Source organism: Mycobacterium sp. Root135, assembly GCF_001426545.1.
Taxonomy (GTDB): domain Bacteria; phylum Actinomycetota; class Actinomycetes; order Mycobacteriales; family Mycobacteriaceae; genus Mycobacterium.
This window is the reverse complement of the sequence record NZ_LMEZ01000001.1, coordinates 986,059-1,003,024: the sequence shown is the minus strand read 5'-3', so window position 1 is coordinate 1,003,024 and position 16,966 is coordinate 986,059. Positions and strand designations below refer to the sequence as shown.

The window sequence follows — 16,966 nt, the reverse complement described above, 5'->3', positions numbered from 1 at the left end:
GGTGATGTTCGCGAAGGGGCACGGTACGGAGAACGACTTCGTCGTGCTGCCCGACGTCGGTGCCCGCCTGGCGCTGACCCCGGACGCCGTGTCGGCGCTGTGCGACCGCCGCCGCGGTCTCGGAGCCGACGGCGTCCTGAGGGTCACCACGGCCGACGCCGCCCTGGCCGCCGGGGTGTTCGACCGGACGCCCGAGGGCCTCGGGGCGGACGACTGGTACATGGACTACCGCAACGCCGACGGATCCGTCGCCCAGATGTGCGGCAACGGGGTCCGCGTGTTCGCCCACTACCTGCGGGTCAGCGGGCTCGAACAGCGCGACGAGTTCGTCGTCGGCTCGTTGGCAGGCCCGCGCCAGGTCGTCCTGCGCGACGTCACGGACCTGTCGGCCGACGTCACGGTGGACATGGGCAAGGCCAATCAGTTCGGTACCGGATCGGCCGTCGTCGGGGGAGCGGGTGGACGTGAGTTCCACGGACTGGCCGTCGACGTCGGAAATCCCCACCTCGCCTGCGTCGACGGGACCCTGACCGACGCGGAACTCGCCGCCCTCGACGTCGCCGCGCCGGTGTCGTTCGACGCCGCGCAATTCCCCGACGGCGTGAACGTCGAGGTGCTGACCGCCCCGGTCGACGGCCGCGTGACGATGCGCGTACACGAGCGCGGAGTTGGCGAAACCCGTTCCTGCGGAACGGGAACCGTCGCCGCCGCGGTCGCGGCGCTGCGCCACCAGGGCGCCGAGACGGGCACCCTCGCCGTGCGGATACCCGGTGGCCAGGTCACCGTGACGATCACCGACACCACCAGCTATCTGCGCGGACCATCGGTGATGGTGGCCCAGGGCGAGCTGTCCGACGACTGGTGGCGAGCCCAGCTGTGAAAAATATTCGAATGCGTGACACCACCTAAAAGGGGCAATATCTCCAACCACATGACAACTCCCAGACTGCCCAGCACGGGCGAACTCGACCTCGACGACCGTTCGGCGCTACGCCGGGTCGCCGGCCTCTCGACCGAGCTGACCGACGTCACCGAAGTCGAATACCGCCAGCTCCGGCTCGAACGAGTGGTCCTCGTCGGCGTCTGGACCGACGGCACCGCCGCCGACGCCGACGCCAGCATGGCCGAACTGGCCGCGCTCGCCGAGACGGCGGGATCCGAGGTGCTCGAAGGCATGGTGCAGCGCCGCGACAAACCCGACGCGGGAACCTACATCGGCTCCGGCAAGGCGAAGGAGCTCCGCGACGTCGTCGTGGCCACCGGCGCCGACACCGTCATCTGCGACGGCGAGCTGACCCCAGGACAGCTCAACGCGCTCGAGAAGGCCGTCAAGGTCAAGGTCGTCGACCGCACCGCGCTGATCCTCGACATCTTCGCCCAGCACGCCACCTCCGCGGAGGGCAAGGCGCAGGTCGCCTTCGCCCAAATGGAGTACATGCTGCCGAGGCTGCGCGGCTGGGGCGAGTCGATGTCACGGCAGGGCGGTGGCGCGGGCGGCAGCGGTGGCGGCGTGGGCACCCGCGGACCCGGCGAGACGAAGATCGAGACCGATCGACGCCGGATCCGCGAACGAATGTCCAAGCTACGTCGCGAAATCAAGGACATGAAGAAGATCCGCGACACCCAGCGCGGACGCCGGCTGCGCAGCGACGCGGCGTCGATAGCCATCGTCGGCTACACCAACGCAGGCAAGTCCAGTCTGCTCAACGCGCTCACCGGCGCCGGGGTGCTCGTCGAGAACGCACTGTTCGCCACCCTCGAACCCACCACGCGCCGTGGACATCTCGAAGACGGCAGGCCCTTCGTCCTTACCGACACCGTGGGATTCGTCCGCCATCTGCCGACCCAGTTGGTCGAGGCGTTCCGGTCCACGCTCGAGGAAGTCGTCGACGCCGAACTGTTGATCCACGTGATCGACGGCTCCGACGTGAACCCGCTGGCTCAGGTCAACGCGGTCCGCGAGGTGGTCAACGAGGTGGTACGCGAGTACGACATCGCGCCTCCGCCAGAGTTGTTGGTGGTCAACAAGACTGACGCCGCGACGGGTTTCGGGCTGGCGCAGTTGCGCCGCGCGCTGCCCGACGCCGTGTTCGTCTCGGCCCACACCGGTGACGGGCTCGACCAGTTGCGTAGTCGGATGAGCGAGATGGTGGAGCCCACCGACCTCACCGTCGACGTCACGATCCCGTACGACCGTGGCGAACTCATCGCGCGGATGCACGCCGAGGGACGGGTCGACGCTACCGAGCACACCGAAACCGGCACGCGGATGAAGGCGCGCGTACCGGCGGCACTCGCGGCCGCGCTTGCCGACTTCGTCACGTTGTAGGCCGCCACGGCGGTAACGACCCGGGAGTGCGGTAGAGTTCGAGTCAATGTTGGCGTCGCCTCGCGCCGTCAACACGTCGTGGAACGCTCGATCTTCCCGGTGCCTTCAGCCACAGTGACGTGGCTCACTGCATTCCGGCGATCAGTGCATTGCACTAGCTCTTCTCGCGGCGATCGATATTGCCCACCGGCAATCTCGCCCATCGAGCCCCGTATTCGCCTGACCCCTTTCGTCTAGCGCAGACGCGGCCGCACCCATGCCGGAAAGGCACTTTCACACATGACTTCAGCATTGCCCGGAGAACCCACCTTCGAATCCCTCGGTGTTCCGGAACGCGTCAGCCGCGTCCTCGCCGACCAGGGCATCGCCAGCCCGTTCCCGATCCAGACCGGCACCCTGCCGGACACGCTCGCCGGTCGCGACGTGCTGGGTCGCGGAAAGACCGGCAGCGGAAAGACGCTCGCCTTCTCCATCCCGCTGGTCGCGCGCCTCGCCGGCGGACAGCGTCGCCCGTCCAAGCCGACCGGTCTGGTCCTGGCGCCCACCCGTGAGCTCGCCACCCAGATCACGGCCGTCATCGAGCCGTTGGCCGCCGCGCTCGGCATGAACGTCACCACCATCTTCGGTGGCGTGTCGCAGAGCCGTCAGGTGTCCGCGCTGCGCGCCGGCGTCGACATCGTCGTCGCCTGCCCCGGCCGGCTCGAAGACCTGATGAAGCAGCGCCACATCGCGCTGGACGCCGTGCAGATCACCGTGCTCGACGAGGCCGACCACATGGCCGACCTCGGCTTCCTGCCCGGCGTGACGCGCATCCTGGCCGCCACCCCGCCCAACGGACAGCGGCTGCTCTTCTCGGCCACCCTGGACAACGGCGTCGACAAGCTCGTCAACCGCTTCCTGCACAACCCCGTCACCCACTCGGTCGACGAGGTCGACGCGCCGCCGGTTGCCATGACACACCACGTCTTTCACGTCTCCGGCGCAGCCGAGAAGTCGCAGCTGGTGCACCTGCTCGCCTCGGGTACCGGTCGTCGAATCCTGTTCATGCGCACCAAGCATCAGGCGCGCAAGCTCGCCAAGCAGCTCACCGACGCGGGAGTTCCGTCAGTCGACCTGCACGGCAACCTGTCTCAGCCGGCCCGCGACCGCAACCTCGCGGCCTTCAGCTCGGGTGACGCACGCGTTCTCGTCGCGACCGACATCGCCGCGCGCGGCGTCCACGTCGACGACGTCCAGCTGGTCGTGCACGTCGACCCGCCCGTCGAGCACAAGGCGTACCTGCACCGCTCCGGTCGTACCGCGCGTGCCGGCAGCGCAGGCGACGTCGTGACCGTGGTCCTGCCCGAGCAGCGCAGGGACACCCAGCAGTTGCTGCGCAAGGCCGGCATCACGGCGGCGCCGCAACAGGTGCGTGCCGACTCGGCGAGCGTCATCGAGCTCGTCGGCGAAATCGCACCGCACCGCGAGCCCCCCGTGCGTCCGGCCACGCCGCCGTCGCGTGGTGGTGGCGGCGGAGGCCGCAGCACCGGTGGCTCCGGCCGCGGCAACGGCTCCCCGTTCCGCGGCAACGCTGCCGGTGGTCGACCGGGTGCCTCCAGCGGTGGCGCCCGTCGCGGCGGCGGTCCCCGTCGCCCCAGGTCCGCCGGCTCGGGTCGGGCCCAGACCAGCTCCTAGCGTTTAGCGTTCGACCGTCGGGCGGCCATTCGGTCGCCCGACGATCGTCGGCGGCTCGTGTGCCCGCACCGGCGGCAACGGTCGGTCGAACTTCTCGACCTCCACCAGCACGTGAGCGCCGGTGCAGCCCTTGGCCAACGACGACGTTCCGACGTCCGCGGTGAGGACGTTGGGGTTGCCGTGCACGCACATCGCGTCCGGGTCGGCCGGATCTTCTGGGTCATACCAGGCGCCGGTCGACAACTGGACGACACCGCGGCGCAGCCCGTCGTCGACGACGACGCCGGCCAGGCACGACCCGCGGTCGTTGAACACCCGCACCACCTCGCCGGCGGACACGCCGCGACTCCTGGCGTCGTCGGGATGCATGCGAATGGGTTCGCGCCCCTGAATCTTCGAGTCCAGGCTGGTCTTGCCGCCGTCGAGTTGCCCGTGCAACCGCGTCGCAGGTTGATTGGCCAGCAGATGCAGCGGATACGCCGCTGCGCGCGGACCGCTCAACCACTCCTGCGGCTCGTACCACGTGGGATGACCCGCGCAGTCGTCGTAGCCGAATCCGTCGATGTCGTCGGAGAAGATCTCGATGCGCCCACTGGGGGTTGCGAGTCGGTGGGCGACCGGGTCGGCCCGGAAGTCGGCAAGCAGCGAGAGTCCGGTGTCGGTGGGTAGCACCAGGTGCCCCGCTGCCCAGAACTCGTCGAACGTCGGCACCTCGAAATCGACCTCTGCCGACCACTTTTCGTACAGGTGCACCAGCCACTCGCCTGCGGTGCGCCCCTCGGTGAACTGGTCGCCGAAACCCAGCCGACGGGCCATCGCCGCGAACGTCGCGTAGTCGTCGCGTGACTGCGCGTACGGCTCGGCAAGGGCGGGCATCGCCATCAACCGCGGATCGTTGCGCGAACCCGAGTAGTCGTCGCGTTCGAAGGGCGTGGTGGACGGTACGACGACGTCGGCGTGCTTGGCCATCGCCGTCCAGTAGGGGTCGTGCACCACCACGGTGTCGACCCGCCCCAGCGCCCGCCGCAGCCGGGGGAGATTCTGGTGATGGTGGAACGGGTTGCCGCCCGCCCAGTACACGCACTTGACGTCCGGATAGGTGAGCGTGCGGCCGTTGTAGTCGAACTGCTCGCCGGGGTGAAGCAACATGTCGCTGACCGCGGCCACCGGGATGAAGGTCTCGACGGGATTGGCGCCTTGGGGAAACGTTGGCAACCGGCAGCGGATCGGTGCCATGCCGACTTCGTTCTGCGAGCCGTAGCCGTGGCCGAAACCGCCTCCCGGCACCCCGATCTGACCGAGCATCGCGGCGAGCGTCAGCCCCATCCAGGGAGCTTGTTCGCCGTAGCGGACCCGCTGCAGCGACCAGCTCACCATCACCATCGTGCGTGAGTCGGCCATCCGGCGGGCCAGCGCGACCAGGGTCTCGGCGGGCAGTCCGCTGATCTCGGCCGCCCACCCCGGCGACTTGGCGACGCCGTCGTCGAGGCCAAGGAGGTACCGCTCGAACCGTGAATAGCCCGTGCAATGCGTGGCGAGGAATTCGCGGTCGGCCAGCCCCTCGGTGGCCAGGACGTGCGCCAGGCCCAGCATGATGGCGACGTCAGTCCCCGGTATCGGTGCCAACCACTCGCAGTCGCCGGTGGTGTCGTCCCGCAACGGGCTGATCGACACGATCCGTCCGCCTCGGTCACGCAGCCGTTGCAACGCGCCCCGGGTCGGGTGCTCGGTGGTGCCGCCTGCGTTGACGGCCGAGTTCTTCACCCCGACTCCGCCGAAGCTCACGATCAGCTCGGTGTCCTCGGCGACGACGTCCCATGCCGTGGAGCGTTGGAAGAGGTCGTCGTGGGTGCCGACGACGCGCGGCATGATGACACCGGTCGCGCCCAGGCTGTAGGAGTGACGCGAGAAGGTGTATCCGCCAAGCAGTTTCAGGAACCTGTGCACCTGACTCTGGGCGTGGTGGAAGCGGCCGGCGCTGGCCCATCCGTAGGACCCGCCGTAGATCGCCTCGTTGCCGTGCACGTCGACGATGCGGCGAAGTTCGTCGGCGAGGCGTTCGGTGAGCTCGTCCCAGGACACCGCGACGAACTCGTCGGACCCGCGCCGGGAGGTGGGGCCGGGACCGTCCTGGAGCCAACCGCGGCGGATGGCGGGCGTCTCGACCCGCGACCGGTGCCGAATCGAGCCGGCGAGATTGCCGAGTAGCGGTGACGGGTCGGCGTCGGCGGCGAACGGCGCAACCGAGGCGATGTCGCCGTCGCGGACGTCGGCGGTGAACGCACCCCAGTGGGTGAGTGACGTCGAAGGCTTCGCCATTGCGCCGATCTTAAGGTGCCGCGCCGCCGCACGAGGGCGCACCGTCGCGCCACGCGGTCGACGGGTGTCAACCATCCGGTTGGGTGGTATATCGTCGATGGCAAATCCCGCTTCGCCGATCCGGAGGTCATCCATGGGCGCCGTCAAGTACGACCGCACGATGTTCGAGCCAGAGCACGACATGTTCCGCGAGTCCTACCGCGGGTTCCTGGAGCGCCACGTCGCGCCGTTCCACGACGAGTGGGAGAAGAACAAGATCGTCGACCGGCAGGTGTGGCTGGAGGCAGGCAAGCAGGGCTTCCTCGGCATGGCCGTGCCCGAGGAGTACGGCGGCGGCGGCAACGACGACTTCCGCTACAACGTCATCGTCACCGAGGAGACCTCCGCCGGCCGCTACAGCGGACTGGGATTCTCGCTGCAGAACGACGTCATGGCGCCCTACTTCCTGCGCTTGACCACCGAGGAGCAGAAGCAGCGCTGGCTGCCCGGGTTCTGTTCCGGCGAATACATCACGGCCATCGCCATGACCGAGCCCGGCACCGGCAGCGACCTGCAGGGCATCAAGACCCGCGCCGTCAAGCAGGAGGACGGCAGCTGGATCCTCAACGGTTCGAAGACGTTCATCACCAACGGCATTCACGCCGACCTCGTCATCGTCGTCGCGTGCACCGATCCCGAGAAGGGCGCCCTCGGCTTCTCGCTGCTGGTCGTCGAGCGCGGAATGGCAGGCTTCGAGCGCGGCCGCCACCTCGACAAGATCGGTCTCGAAGCGCAGGACACCGCTGAGTTGTCGTTCACCGACGTGCACGTGCCCGCCGAGAACCTGCTCGGCGAGGAGGGGTCCGGCTTCGTCTACCTGATGCAGAACCTTCCCCAGGAACGCATCAGCATCGCCGTCATGGCCGCCGCCGGAATGGAAGCCGTTCTCGACCAGACGCTGCAGTACACCAAGGACCGCAAGGCGTTCGGCAAGCCCATCGGCAGCTTCCAGAACAGCAGGTTCCTGCTGGCCGAACTGGCGACCGAGGCCACGGTGGTGCGCATCATGGTCGACGACTTCGTCAAACTGCACCTCGACGAGAAGCTGACCGTCGAGCAGGCCGCCATGGCGAAGTGGTACGCCACCGAGGCCCAGGTGAAGCTCAACGACCGTTGCCTGCAGCTGCACGGCGGCTACGGCTACATGCGCGAATACCCGGTGGCGCGGGCCTTCCTCGACGCCCGCATCCAGACGATCTACGGCGGAACGACGGAGATCATGAAGGAAATCATCGGCAGGAGCCTGGGCGTCTAAGCGTCCCGACCACCCCGTGTTCGACCGGCCCGTTGGCGCGACACAGTGTCCGACGGGTTGGATATCCCTCAAGATGGACGTCGACTGACGCAGAGTTGACGCACGCGGAACTCACAGGAGTTCGGCGCAGCTGCTTGGGAGGACACGCAATGACGGGGCTTGGAACCCGGCTGGGCAAGACGATCGGGCGCGCAGGCATCGCCGTCGTCGCGGCGATGGCTGCCGTCCTGCTCGTCGCACCCCTCGCGGCAGCGACGCCGGATGGCGACGCCGACGCCGCCATCACGCAAGCCTGGGACGGGGGAGGCGGACCCACCGGACCGCTCGGCATCAAGGACGGTGGCGTCTATCCGATCGGAGCTGGCTTCGGTCAGAACTTCGCAGGCGGCAAGATCTTCTTCACCCCCGAGACCGGTGCGCACGCCATGAGCGGGGCGATCCTCGACGAGTATCAGGCGTTGGGCGGTCCCGCCGACGGCGACCTGGGCTTTCCCACGATCGACGAGGGCGACGGCAAGGCGCCCGGCAGCCGGAACACGACCTTCAGCGCGGCCGATCGGCCGGTGATCTTCTGGACGCCGGACACCGGCGCCCGGGTGGTTCGGGGTGCCGTCAACGCCGCCTGGGACAAGCTGGGCGGTTCGGCCGGTGTGCTCGGCGTCCCGACCGACGACGAGGCGTACAGCGGCGACGAGGTCAGCCAGACGTTTTCCGGTGGCCAGGTCACGTGGAACCGGAAGACGAACGCGTTCACCACCGCGCCGCCCGAGCTGGCCGAGCAACTCGCCGGACTCGAGATCCCCGGCGACGTGACGACCGCCATTGCCGGGGCACGCCGTGCCGCGGGCGGTCCGCTCGGGCCGTTGGGTGCTGCCGACGGCGAGCAGTACGCCATCGGATCCGACGGCGCCGGACAGAACTACGCCGGCGGCAAGATCTTCTACAGCCCGGCGACGGGCGCCAACGTCCTGACCGGCCAGGTGCTGGCCAAGTACGACAGCGTCGGCGGACCCGAGGGTGATCTCGGATTCCCCACCGGCAACGAGACCGACGGCGGCCTGGCGCCGATGAGCAAGATCGCCAGCTTCGCCGCCGCCGACAAGCCGGTGATCTTCTGGACGCCGGACTTCGGCGCCGTGATCGTCCGCGGGGCGATGAACGCGGCCTGGACGAAGCTCGGCGGTGCGACCGGAGAGCTCGGCGCGCCCACCGCCGACCAGGCGGAGAACGGGGACGTCGTCACCCAGAAGTTCAATGGCGGTGCGATCTCGTGGAACAAGACCACCAACCAGTTCACCACCGAGCCTGCCGGTCTGCAGTCCCAGCTGACGGGGCTCGAGGTGCCGGGTGCCGCGTCGCCGGAGGCGCCAGCCGCCACGGCCGCGGGCTCCGACGACGGCTCGCAGTGGTTCCGCCCCAGCTGGTGGTGGCTGCTCGGCATCGTGCCCGTCCTCGTTCTGATCGGGGTCGTGACGGCCGCGGTTCTGCTGAATCGGCGTCGTCGTGACGACCGCGCACCGCTGGACGAGTTTGACGACGACTATGAGGACGACGACTACCTCGACGACGAGTCCGGGCCAATCCCGCTCGGCGAGCGCGGGTCGAACGACCCGCAACGCGGTTGGGCGATGCCAGCCGACGAGCATGGTGACCTCCCCGCGGCGGACCGCGACGACACGTCCGACGGTTACGTGGCCGATCTGGCGGCCGATCAGGACGCCATCGACACGGCACCGACGCCCATCGTCAGTGCGACCGACGACGAACCGGACGCGCCGTGGTTCTCCGACCTCGACGAGCCGGATCCCGTCATCACGGCCGAGTCCGTCGCGGCCGCCGATCCGGTCGACGACGCCGATCCCGTCGTCGACGAGACGGTGGCGATCGCGCAACACGAACCCGAACCCGAACCCGAACCCGAATTCGACAGCGGACCGCCCAGCGGCCGGCACGCGGCCATCCACCTCGACGAGCCCGTCGTGGCCGAGCCGTCGCTGCGCATCGCCAGCGGCGAGGGTCGGGACGCCCCGAGCGGATATCCGATCAAGGCCGACACCAAGACTGGGCTGTACTGGACACCCGACAGTGGTGGCTACGACGACGTCCAGCCCGAAATCTGGTTTGCCAGTGAAGAATTCGCGCTGACGAACGGTTTCGCGAAGGGCTGAGCGGCCGGGCCTAGATCTTGCGGATCACGGTGACGACCTTGCCGAGGATGGCCGCGTCGTTGCCGGGAATCGGGTCGAAGGCCGGGTTGTGAGGCATCAGCCACACCTGACCGCCGGTGCGCTTGAAGGTCTTCACCGTGGCTTCCCCGTCGATCATCGCGGCGACGATGTCGCCGTTGTCGGCGACGTTCTGCTGCCGGATGACGACCCAGTCGCCGTCGCAGATCGCCGCGTCCACCATCGATTCGCCGACCACCTTGAGCAGGAACAGGGAACCCTCGCCGACCAATTCCTTCGGTAGCGGGAAGACGTCTTCGACGGCCTCCTCCGCCAGGATCGGTCCGCCGGCGGCGATGCGTCCCAGCACGGGGACGAAGGTGGGCACCGGTAGCGCGTCGGACCCGGCGACGTCGGTGGTGACGGTCGGCGCCGGCAGCCGGGACGGGTCGTCGACCGCCCGGACGTCGACGGCGCGCGGGCGGTTGGCGTCGCGACGCAGGTACCCCTTCCGCTCCAGAGTGCGGAGCTGGTGGGCGACCGACGACGTCGAGGTGAGACCGACGGCGTCGCCGATCTCGCGGATGCTCGGCGGGTATCCGCGGGTCATCACCGAGCTCCGGATGACCTCCAGGATGGTGCGCTGACGTTCGGTCAGAACCGTCTCGTTGCTGTCACTCATGGCGCCGAATCTAGTCCTCCCTCGCGGGAGAATCAAACATGTGTTCGAGGCGTGTCGCGCATTCCGTGACTTGTCGGTACTTGTCGGAGGGTGCCGCTAGCGTTTGCAACAGTTCGATCACGTGTTCTAGTCATCGAACACTTGAGCGATTACCATTCGAACACAAGAGCGAATCAACACCACTGGAAAGGCCCGCGAGATGACGATCATCACCCGAGAAGACCCCACCGACCTCGTCGTGCGCCCCATGCGGCCGGTGCGGCGCACGGCGGCCGCGGCACGGCGCGGCCCGCAGCCCCATCGGCCCGCGGGCGCACCGCTCAACTACCGGGGTACCGGGGTGCTGATGTCGCGGGCCTCCAACCGTCGCAAGAAGGTCACGCCGCTGACCACCGTCGTCCTGGCCCTCGTCGCCGCCGGCATCACGGTGTGGCTCGGGTTGGTCGCCGAAATGGCGACCCCGGAGTCGCCCGCGACCATTCCGCCGCGGCTTGCCGTGGTTCAGGTTCAGGCCGGCGAGTCGCTGGAGCAGTTGGCGCAGCGGATTGCACCCGACGCGTCGGTGGGGTCCGTCGTCGACGAGATCCGCGACCTGAACGAGTTGAAGACGGCCGCCGTCGACGCCGGGCAGACGCTCATCGCGCCGGTTGGGTGATCCGCGGCATGCGCCGTCAAACTGGCTGCCGTGCGACGGTACGCTCGTATGCGTCCCTTGTAGGTACGTGCGGCGAAGGAGCGGAGATGCACTGTCCGTTCTGTCGTAACCCGGATTCACGGGTCGTGGACTCCCGCGAAGCCGATGAGGGCCAGGCGATTCGACGTCGGCGGTCGTGCCCTGAGTGTGGGCGTCGCTTCACCACCGTGGAGACCGCCGTGCTCGCCGTCGTCAAGCGCAGCGGGGTCACCGAGCCGTTCAGCCGCGAGAAGGTCATCAAGGGCGTGCGGCGTGCCTGTCAGGGCCGCGACGTCGACGACGACGCGCTGAACCTGCTGGCGCAGCAGGTAGAGGATGCCGTACGGGCCGCAGGCTCGCCGGAGATCCCAAGCAATGAGGTTGGCCTGGCAATCCTGGGCCCGCTGCGCGATCTCGACGAGGTCGCGTACCTGAGATTCGCTTCGGTGTACCGGTCGTTCTCCTCGGCTGATGACTTCGAACGCGAGATCGAGGCGCTGCGGGCACACCGCGGCGTGCCGTCGAACTGACGCGTTAGTCGAGCCGCCGGACGCCGTCGTCGACGACGCGGCCCGCGACCGTCACCCATCCGTCCGCGCTCCACCCCGTGCGCAGCTCCGAACCCTTGCCCTGTGTGATGACGAGGTCGCGGCTGAGGTGGTCGGTGATGCGAACGGCGCCGGCACCCGTCGCCTCGTCCTCCGGAATTCCCAGGTCGCTGGCGAACATTCGCGACCTAATCGTTCCCTCACCCTCGTCGATCCAGGCCCAGACGTAGTGCTCGGCCGCATCCCGATAGTCGTCGGGATCGGCGTCGAGTACGTCGTCGACCGAGGCCATGTCGTAGATGGCGAAGTCCGGCGCCCAGTCGGCGCGCCCGGTGATCACGGTGAACTCGCCGTCGGCGTGGTTGTCGTAGGCGACGCGCACGACGCCCGCTGGCACCTGAAGCGTGTTGACGGGGGTGCCGCGATCCTTCAACCACCACGACGCGCCGACCGTGGGGTGCCCGGCGAACGGCAATTCCAGTGTCGGGGTGAAGATGTGCGCCGTCGTGGTCTGCGTGTCCGGCGCCGGAAGGTCGACGAATATCGTTTCGCTGTAACCCAATTCGGCGGCGACTCGCTGCCGGTCCGCAGGTGCCACCAGGCTGGCGTCCACGACGCCGAGGGGATTGCCATACTCGCCGTCCGCGTTGGTGAAGACCCGCAGCACGGTCACGTCCAATGCCATCCTTCGATGCTCGCACACCCGACGGCTTGAGTGGCGGGGTGGCCTAAGTCAGGTGGCGCTGCGCTCGTCGGCTCCCAGTGCGTCGAGCACCGCGACGCGGGAGTCGATGGATCCGGTGAGACCGTCTTCGCTGACCCCGGCGCGCAACAGGTTGCGCAGCGCATCCTGGTCGTAGACGGCGGGATCGGTGGCGCCGATGAACTTTTCGACGATTTCCACGAAGCGGTCGGGATCGTCGTGGAACGGGAAGTGTCCGGATCCCTCGAAGACCTCGAGTTGGGCACCCGGCATCGCGGTGTGGGCCATGCGCGCATGGCTGACGGGGATCACCGAATCTTGTGAACCCCAAATCAATTGCACGGGAACGGATTCGGTCAAATAACATCGATCGAGCATGGTGACCACCTGCCCGCGCCAGTCCACCACCGCGCGCAGTGTTCTGGCAAAGGCGGAGGACGCCGTCGGCTCCGGCAGATCGGCCAGAATCCGCAACATGTCCGGGATGTCGCGTCCGACGCCGGTCGAACCGAGCAGCGAACCGCCAAGGCGCCCCACCACCTGCAGAGCCGGCAGGACGAGCGGAAGCCGCAGCAGCGCCAATGCCTCGGTGCCCAGCGGCAGCGACGCGATGCGGAGTGCGACGTTGACGTCCTTGGTCACCCCGCCGGACCCGACGAGGATCAGCCGATCCACCAACTGAGGAAACTGATAGGCGAACTGCATCGCGACGCCGCCGCCGAGCGAGTGGCCCACGACGGTGACCCGCTCGACGTCGAGCACGCTGAGAAGGTCGCGCATGCCGTTGGCGTACGCGGCGACCGAGTAGTCGGCGCGGGGCTTGTCGGACTTGCCGTGGCCCAGCAGGTCCGGTGCGATCACCGTGAACCTCTGCGCAAGCTTCGACTGCACGGTGCTCCACGTGGTGGAGTTGTCTCCGATCCCGTGAATCAACAGGATCACCGGACCGGATCCGGCGATGCGGTATGCACGCCGGTACCCGTGAATGGTCTTGTAGTGCAGCGTCGGGGTGAGCTCGCGAACGGGTCGCAGGTTGGGCTTTCGCTCGGTCACGATTACCAACTTCGTCGTCGGGGGCCCTGGTCAGGCGGCCCTGTCAAGACCGGGTGTCGCCGTCCCCGCCAGTGGAGTCGTCTCCGGCCTGCTCGGCGAGGAACCGCTCGAATTCGGCACCGAGTTCATCGCCGCTTGGCAAATCCTCGTCACGCGCCAGCAACGACCGGTTCTCCTGGGCAGCAACGAAAGCATCGTACTGGTGCTCCAGCGCCGTCACCACTTGAGCGACCTCGTCGCTGGACGAGACCTGTTCGTTGATCTTGGTGTGGACCTCCATGCCCGCCTCGGCGAGTTGGTCGAGGGGCAGACGCAGGGACGCAGTCTTGGCAACCTGTTCCAGCAGCGCCTCGGCCGCCGGCGGGTAGTCCGTCTGGGCCAGGTAGTGGGGCACGTGCACCGTGTAGCCCACGGCGTCGTGACCGTGTTGCGTCATCCGGTACTCGAGCAGGTTCGACACACTGGCAGGCACCTGGACCTCGCCCACCCACGGCTGGTGTTCGGCGATCAGCTCCTTGTCGGTGGAGTGCGCGGTCATCGTGATCGGACGTGTGTGGGGCACCGCCATCGGAATGGTGCCGAGACCGATGACCTGACGCACGTCGAGCCGTTCGGCCAACAGCCGCACCGCAGTGATGAACCGCTCCCACCGAAGGTCGGGCTCGAGACCCGCAAGCAACAGGAACGGGGTGCCGACGCTGTCGTGCAGCGCGTAGAGGTTGAGCTCGGGATTGTCGTAGTGCGTGAAGTGGTCGGTCTTGAACGTCATCAGGGGCCTACGGGAGCGATAGTCCAGCAGTTCGTCGATTGCGAACGAGGCGACCAGCTCGGTGTCCAACGAGTCCTTGAGGTGCGCGGCCGCGATCTTGATGACGTGCCCGGCGTCGGAGAACCCCTCCAGCGCATGGATCATCACCGGCCCGCGGCCGTCTTCCGACGACAGCTGGGGAGCGGGGAACTCGAGTTCGTAGATCCCGGTGTGCTCCGGTTGGTAGTGCTGCCCTGGATTATCTGGGTGATCAGCCATGCGGCCTCGCCTCCTAGTGACCTCTAGTGTCCCGCACTTCGCGAATGTTGCGACCGGGACCCCACGCTTACCGTGGAACACCGACCGGCGGTGAACCCATTCCGGCAGCCGCTGCCGCGGACGGATTCATCGGGCAAGATCGGATGATCATGCGCCACGCCAGGTTCCTTCTGCTCGCCACCGTGGCGGTCCTGGCGACGGCATGTGGCGAGCCCGGCACCCAGCAACGGGCGGCCTCGACCTCGACCTCGACCTCGTCGACGTCGACGGCGGCCGCGACGTCGCGTACGCCCGCCGTCGCGGCGACCGTCACGGCTCGGCCTTCGGCACCGAACCCACGCGTCGGTGCGATCTTCCTCGACGGTCAGTCGTTGCATACCTGCTCGGCGTCGGTGGTGCATTCGACAACGGCCGACCTGATCTTGACCGCTGCGCACTGTCTGGCCGCCGGCGTCGAGGCGTGGTTCGTGCCGGGCTTCGACGAAAGTGCTACACCGCAGGAGTTTTGGCACGTCGACGAGGTGTACCTGGACCCTCGTTGGATGGCAGACCAGGATCCGCTCGCCGACTTCGCCGTCGCCAGGGTGAGTCGACAAGACGACGGGTCCGTCGAGAGCACCGTCGGCGGGGGATTGACGGTGGGGTCGACGCCGCAGCCGGGGACCGACGTCGCGGTGACCGGTTACGGGCTGGGCGTCGGGGGACCTCCGGTCGGATGCACGGCACGTGTCAGCCTCGACCGCGGATATCCGGAAATTCGGTGCGCCGGCCTGGTCGACGGCACCAGCGGGTCGCCGTGGCTGGCCGGCACCACGGTGGTCGGGATCACCGGGGGTCTCGACGGCGGCGGTTGCGACGAGACCGTGTCCTACACCCCGCCCTTCGGCGACGACATCGTGCAATTGCTCGCGAGGGCCGAAGCTGGCGGTCCGGCCGACGACGCGCCGTCGGCCTTCGCAGACGACTGCTGATCAGGCCTTGAACTGGCTCAACGCGCGCAGCTTGTTCATCACGTCGAGTGCGGCGACCTTGTAGGCCTCCGAGAACGTCGGGTAGTTGAACACCGCGTCGACCAGATACTCGACCGTTCCGCCGCAGCCCATCACCGCTTGTCCGATGTGCACCATCTCGGTGGCGTTGGTGCCGAAGATGTGGACGCCGAGGAGCTTCAAGTCCTCGGTGGACACCAGGAGCTTGAGCATGCCGTAGGAATCGCCCGCAATTTGGCCGCGGGCCAGCTCGCGGTAACGAGACACCCCAACCTCGTAGGGAATGGAATCCTTGGTCAGGTCGACCTCGCTGGCGCCCACGTAGGACACCTCGGGGATGGAGTAGATGCCGATCGGCTGGAGCTCCGTCATGGCCTTACAGGGCTCGCCGAACGCGTGGTAGGCCGCCAACCGGCCCTGGTCCATCGACGTCGCGGCCAGCGCGGGGAACCCGATGACGTCACCGACGGCGTAGATGTGGTCGACCTTGGTCTGGTAGTCGTCGTCGACGAAGATGCGGCCGCGGGCGTCGGCCTCCAGCCCGGCGGCCTCCAGGTTGAGGTGCTCGGTTTGGCCCTGCCTGCCTGCGGAGTACATCACGGTCTCCGCCGGAATCTGCTTGCCGCTGGCGAGGGTGGTGAGGGTGCCCGTGGAGCCGACGTCGACGGCGGTGACCTCCTCGCCGAAGCGGAAGGTGACGGCGAGGTCGCGTAGGTGGAAGCGCAGGGCCTCGACGATTTCGGGGTCGCAGAAGTCCAGCATCGTGGGTCGCTTCTCCACGACGGTGACCTTGGTGCCGAGAGCGGCGAACATCGACGCGTACTCGATGCCGATCACCCCGGCGCCGACGACCACCATCGACGTCGGAATGGTCTTGAGGTCGAGGATTCCGTCGGAGTCCAGCACCCGGGAGTCGTCGAATTCGACCCCCGAGGGCCGTAGCGGCTTGGTGCCGGTGGCGATGACGACGTTGCGGCCCGACACCGAGACGCTCTCGGCGCGGCTGGGATCCTCGACCTGCACGGTGTGGGCGTCGACGAAGCGGGCGTGCCCGACGTACAGCTCGACCCGGTTGCGCAGCAACTGCGAGCGGACGACGTCGATCTCGCGGCCGATGACGTGCTGCGTGCGGGCCAGCAGGTCGGCGGGCGTGATCTTCTCCTTGACGCGGTAGCTGGCGCCGTACAACTCGCGCTGGCTCATCCCGGTGAGGTACACCACGGCCTCACGGAGCGTCTTGGACGGGATGGTGCCGGTGTTGACGCAGACGCCGCCGAGCATGAGACCGCGTTCGATCACGGCGACGCTCTTGCCCAGCTTGGCCGCGGCGATGGCCGCCTTCTGCCCGCCGGGGCCGGAGCCGATGACGACGAGGTCGTATTCCTGCATGGAACCCATGGGGAACAGGTGTACGCCGCCCGGCGCCATCTTGCATGGCGAGTACGTCAACAGCGGGTGAACAACGCCGGTCATCCCCAGACGTCACTTCATCCACAGCGGCCCGTGCCGT

At 68.0% G+C, this 16,966-nt stretch carries 14 protein-coding genes; 8 read left to right on the top strand and 6 right to left on the bottom strand.

What is annotated here, in order from left to right; genetic code table 11:
• Position 1: 1 nt before the first annotated feature.
• The 3 genes from dapF (at position 2) to ASD37_RS04880 (ending at position 4,003) form a co-directional block, all read left to right on the top strand.
• On the top strand, positions 2-880 hold the full coding sequence (gene dapF / locus ASD37_RS04890) for a diaminopimelate epimerase (protein WP_056548638.1): 879 nt from the start codon (positions 2-4) through the stop codon (positions 878-880).
• A gap of 51 nt (positions 881-931) precedes the next feature.
• Positions 932-2,329, top strand: coding sequence for a GTPase HflX (gene hflX, locus ASD37_RS04885; protein ID WP_056548636.1), 1,398 nt, complete (start codon positions 932-934; stop codon positions 2,327-2,329).
• A gap of 279 nt (positions 2,330-2,608) precedes the next feature.
• Entirely contained in the window at positions 2,609-4,003 is a 1,395-nt protein-coding gene (locus tag ASD37_RS04880) for a DEAD/DEAH box helicase (RefSeq protein ID WP_056548633.1), read from the top strand.
• 3 nt (positions 4,004-4,006) lie between these two features.
• Here ASD37_RS04880 and ASD37_RS04875 read toward each other — a convergent pair whose 3' ends face one another.
• A complete protein-coding gene (locus ASD37_RS04875; RefSeq protein WP_056548632.1) occupies positions 4,007-6,322 on the bottom strand; it encodes a molybdopterin guanine dinucleotide-containing S/N-oxide reductase in 2,316 nt (771 codons plus the stop codon).
• Positions 6,323-6,455: 133 nt separating this feature from the next.
• Here ASD37_RS04875 and ASD37_RS04870 point away from each other — a divergent pair, with 133 nt between their 5' ends.
• Both ASD37_RS04870 and ASD37_RS04865 read left to right on the top strand, forming a co-directional pair.
• On the top strand, positions 6,456-7,616 hold the full coding sequence (locus ASD37_RS04870; RefSeq protein WP_056548630.1) for an acyl-CoA dehydrogenase family protein: 1,161 nt from the start codon (positions 6,456-6,458) through the stop codon (positions 7,614-7,616).
• A 149-nt stretch (positions 7,617-7,765) separates the two neighbouring features.
• Positions 7,766-9,784, top strand: a complete 2,019-nt coding sequence (locus ASD37_RS04865; RefSeq protein WP_056548627.1) for an LGFP repeat-containing protein — start codon at positions 7,766-7,768, stop codon at positions 9,782-9,784.
• Positions 9,785-9,794: 10 nt separating this feature from the next.
• On the opposite strand, the gene lexA is transcribed toward ASD37_RS04865, so the two are convergent.
• Positions 9,795-10,463 carry a transcriptional repressor LexA gene (gene lexA, locus ASD37_RS04860; RefSeq protein ID WP_056548626.1) on the bottom strand — a complete coding sequence of 223 codons (669 nt, stop codon included), beginning with the start codon at positions 10,461-10,463 and terminating at the stop codon, positions 9,795-9,797.
• A 199-nt stretch (positions 10,464-10,662) separates the two neighbouring features.
• Between lexA and ASD37_RS04855 the strand changes: the two genes are divergently transcribed.
• Both ASD37_RS04855 and nrdR read left to right on the top strand, forming a co-directional pair.
• The gene (locus tag ASD37_RS04855) at positions 10,663-11,118 is read left to right on the top strand and encodes a LysM peptidoglycan-binding domain-containing protein (protein WP_056548624.1); all 456 of its coding nucleotides are present in this window, start codon (positions 10,663-10,665) and stop codon (positions 11,116-11,118) included.
• Between the two features lie 86 nt (positions 11,119-11,204).
• Positions 11,205-11,666: a transcriptional regulator NrdR gene (gene nrdR, locus ASD37_RS04850; RefSeq protein WP_056548623.1), complete on the top strand. Its 462-nt coding sequence runs from the start codon at positions 11,205-11,207 to the stop codon at positions 11,664-11,666.
• Between the two features lie 4 nt (positions 11,667-11,670).
• Here the strand turns inward: nrdR and ASD37_RS04845 are convergent, their stop codons facing one another.
• Genes ASD37_RS04845 through ASD37_RS04835 form a run of 3 tightly spaced genes read right to left on the bottom strand, consistent with a single transcriptional unit; the run spans position 11,671 to position 14,467 of the window.
• Positions 11,671-12,369, bottom strand: a complete 699-nt coding sequence (locus ASD37_RS04845; protein ID WP_056548620.1) for a PhzF family phenazine biosynthesis protein — start codon at positions 12,367-12,369, stop codon at positions 11,671-11,673.
• Positions 12,370-12,417: 48 nt separating this feature from the next.
• Positions 12,418-13,440 (bottom strand): alpha/beta fold hydrolase, encoded by a 1,023-nt coding sequence (locus ASD37_RS04840; protein WP_056548618.1) that lies wholly within the window; start codon positions 13,438-13,440, stop codon positions 12,418-12,420.
• A gap of 43 nt (positions 13,441-13,483) precedes the next feature.
• Entirely contained in the window at positions 13,484-14,467 is a 984-nt protein-coding gene (locus ASD37_RS04835) for a proteasome assembly chaperone family protein (protein WP_056548616.1), read from the bottom strand.
• Positions 14,468-14,616: 149 nt separating this feature from the next.
• On the opposite strand from ASD37_RS04835, the gene ASD37_RS04830 reads away from it, so the two are divergent.
• Positions 14,617-15,438, top strand: coding sequence for a serine protease (locus tag ASD37_RS04830; protein WP_056549860.1), 822 nt, complete (start codon positions 14,617-14,619; stop codon positions 15,436-15,438).
• Here ASD37_RS04830 and sthA read toward each other — a convergent pair whose 3' ends face one another.
• Positions 15,439-16,845 (bottom strand): Si-specific NAD(P)(+) transhydrogenase, encoded by a 1,407-nt coding sequence (gene sthA, locus ASD37_RS04825; protein WP_162253237.1) that lies wholly within the window; start codon positions 16,843-16,845, stop codon positions 15,439-15,441.
• Positions 16,846-16,966 lie beyond the last annotated feature (121 nt).

Bases quoted from the DNA above. Each gene is read 5' to 3' on its own strand.
- nrdR (WP_056548623.1), top strand. From the start codon at position 11,205: ATGCACTGTCCGTTCTGTCGTAACCCGGATTCACGGGTCGTGGACTCC.
- ASD37_RS04845 (WP_056548620.1), bottom strand. From the start codon at position 12,369: ATGGCATTGGACGTGACCGTGCTGCGGGTCTTCACCAACGCGGACGGC.
- ASD37_RS04830 (WP_056549860.1), top strand. From the start codon at position 14,617: ATGCGCCACGCCAGGTTCCTTCTGCTCGCCACCGTGGCGGTCCTGGCG.
- hflX (WP_056548636.1), top strand. From the start codon at position 932: ATGACAACTCCCAGACTGCCCAGCACGGGCGAACTCGACCTCGACGAC.
- lexA (WP_056548626.1), bottom strand. From the start codon at position 10,463: ATGAGTGACAGCAACGAGACGGTTCTGACCGAACGTCAGCGCACCATC.
- ASD37_RS04865 (WP_056548627.1), top strand. From the start codon at position 7,766: ATGACGGGGCTTGGAACCCGGCTGGGCAAGACGATCGGGCGCGCAGGC.
- ASD37_RS04870 (WP_056548630.1), top strand. From the start codon at position 6,456: ATGGGCGCCGTCAAGTACGACCGCACGATGTTCGAGCCAGAGCACGAC.
- ASD37_RS04880 (WP_056548633.1), top strand. From the start codon at position 2,609: ATGACTTCAGCATTGCCCGGAGAACCCACCTTCGAATCCCTCGGTGTT.
- sthA (WP_162253237.1), bottom strand. From the start codon at position 16,845: ATGCAGGAATACGACCTCGTCGTCATCGGCTCCGGCCCCGGCGGGCAG.
- ASD37_RS04855 (WP_056548624.1), top strand. From the start codon at position 10,663: ATGACGATCATCACCCGAGAAGACCCCACCGACCTCGTCGTGCGCCCC.
- ASD37_RS04875 (WP_056548632.1), bottom strand. From the start codon at position 6,322: ATGGCGAAGCCTTCGACGTCACTCACCCACTGGGGTGCGTTCACCGCC.
- ASD37_RS04835 (WP_056548616.1), bottom strand. From the start codon at position 14,467: ATGGCTGATCACCCAGATAATCCAGGGCAGCACTACCAACCGGAGCAC.